We start from the raw sequence: 2,070 nt of genomic DNA, 5'->3' as shown, positions 1-2,070 counted from the left end.
CTGGAGGAAGCCCGCGTCGAACAGGGAAGGCACCTCGGCCGCCGTCATCGGGCCATAGCCCACCCGGCCCTGCGGCAGCTCGACCTCGACCAGCGGCTCCAGCCAGAGCATGCCCCGGCTGCCGTTGCGCACGATCTCGATGTCGAGCCCGCGGGTCAGCGCCTCGGCGCGGATCCGGGCCACCACCTGGCCGGCACCCACCGCCAGTGCTGCGGCATCCTGGGGGACGAAGACGCGCACCCGGCTCATGCCTGCACCTCCTGGGCGAGCGTCAGCACGCTCACCGGATCGAGCCGGCCGTGGAGCTCGCCGTCCAGCATGGCCGACGGTGCGCTGGCGCACAGGCCCAGGCAGTAGACCGGCTCCAGCGTGACCCGGCCATCCGGGCTGGTCTCGCCCAGACGGATGCCGAGCGCCGTCTCGAGCGCGGCCAGCACCCGGTCCGAGCCCATCGATTGGCAGGCCTCGGCCTGGCAGAGCTTGATCACATGGCGCCCGGCCGGTTCCTGGCGGAAGTCGTGATAGAAGGTCACCACGCCATGAACGTCGGCACGCGACAGGTTCAGGACCTCGGCCACGATCGGGATCGCACGACGATCGACATAGCCGAACCGGTCGACCAGCGCGTGGAGGATCGGCAGGAGCGGACCCTCCAGGCCCTTCAGCTCGGTCGCCACCGCCCGCACTTCCGCCGGGTCGAATTCTCGATACCGTTCCTGCACCAGCAAGCTGCCAGCCTCCCGCAGCGAACCGCCCTTCAGAGTTCGACTAATTCTATCCACCGGTTCAGCGCGATGATCAAACGGGGAAAATCGATGGTATGATCGCTATTCTCGATCATCAGCTTCCAATCGCTCGATCATGTCCTGAAGCCGCAATCCGGATGCCGCTTTTTCGAGAGCGTCCACCAGCGGCGGGATCGGCGACTGGTCGCGCAGCACCAGCCCGATCATGTGCGACCGGTCGGGCCTGGCCAGCGGCAGGGCGATCATTCCGGGCGGGATGCCGGCGACCCAGAGGAAGCTGTGCGGCAGGACGCTGGACCAGCTGCCTGCGCGCATCTGCGAATAGAGCGCCATCACCGAGTTGGTTTCCAGGCGCGGGGCAGGGGTGAGGCCCATCTCGGTGAAGATGCCGTTCAGGATGCGCCGGTTCTGCATGTCCGGGGTGAGCAGGCAGAGCGGCAGTGCCGCCAGCTCCGACCAGGCCGCCTCGCTGCGCCCGGCGAACGGCCCGTCCTTGGGCGTCACCAGGAGATAGCGCTCGCGATAGAGCGGCACGGCGCGCAGCCCGTGCAGGGGCTCGTTGTCGAGATAGGTCAGGCCGGCCTCCAGGTGGAACTCGTCCAGGCCGCGCTGGATCTCGGTGGAGGTGCGCGAGGTCACGGTCATGCGCACGCCCGGATAGGCCTCCAGCAAGGGCGTGGTCACCATGCCCACGATCGGCAGCGCCATCGGGATGGCGCCGATCCGCAGATGCCCGGTGAGCCCCTCGCGCAGGGCACCCAGTTCCTGGCCCAGCAGGTCGCGTTCGGCCAGCATCCGTCTCGCCCAGCCGAGCAGGACCCGCCCTTCCGGGGTGAAGTCGCGAAAGCGCCGGTCGCGCTCGACCAAGGGCGCGCCCACCTCCTCCTCGAGCTGGCGGATCGCGGCGGAGAGGGTGGACTGGGTGATGTTGCAGGCGGCGGCGGCCCGGCCGAAATGCAGCTCGCGTCCGAGCGAAGCGAAATAGGCCAGGTGGCGCAGCTGCATGGGGCGGCTCCAGGCGTGTTCTCGACGGTGCGGTCAGTGGCTCGGCCACGATGCGGTGCCGTGGCGGAGGCGACAAGCGCCTGGCAGCCTGCCATGATCCGGCGGCACGGGGCGTCAAGGAGGAGGCTGCATTGGCCGTCGAGCTGCAGATCCACGAGCGGATCCTGGCCGACCTGCAGGACGGCGTCATGACGCTCGACCTGGAGGGCCGGCTGATCACCATCAACCCGGCCGCCGCCCGGCTGCTCGACCTGGACGCGACCAGCGCCATCGGCCGGAGCTATGCCGAGCTGTTCTTCCTGGACGAGGCGTTCGAGCC

At 69.1% G+C, this 2,070-nt stretch carries 3 protein-coding genes and 1 pseudogene; 1 reads left to right on the top strand and 3 read right to left on the bottom strand.

The features are described from left to right. The 3 genes and pseudogenes from VNS22_RS13275 to VNS22_RS13265 form a co-directional block, all read right to left on the bottom strand. Positions 1–249 (bottom strand): annotated as a pseudogene (locus VNS22_RS13275) (formate dehydrogenase); the annotation flags it as partial. Then, the gene (locus tag VNS22_RS13270; RefSeq protein WP_349261779.1) at positions 246–725 is read right to left on the bottom strand and encodes a formate dehydrogenase subunit gamma; all 480 of its coding nucleotides are present in this window, start codon (positions 723–725) and stop codon (positions 246–248) included. The gene VNS22_RS13270 and the pseudogene VNS22_RS13275, both read right to left, overlap by 4 nt. Positions 726–827: 102 nt before the next feature. Next, positions 828–1,751, bottom strand: coding sequence for a LysR family transcriptional regulator (locus tag VNS22_RS13265; protein WP_325733140.1), 924 nt, complete (start codon positions 1,749–1,751; stop codon positions 828–830). A 131-nt stretch (positions 1,752–1,882) separates the two neighbouring features. On the opposite strand from VNS22_RS13265, the gene VNS22_RS13260 reads away from it, so the two are divergent. After that, a partial coding sequence (locus VNS22_RS13260; protein ID WP_325733138.1) for a PAS domain-containing protein occupies positions 1,883–2,070 on the top strand: 188 nt, incomplete at its 3' end.

This window comes from Geminicoccus sp. (assembly GCF_035556675.1).
Lineage (GTDB): Bacteria > Pseudomonadota > Alphaproteobacteria > Geminicoccales > Geminicoccaceae > Geminicoccus.
This window is presented reverse-complemented; position numbering and strand designations above follow the sequence as displayed.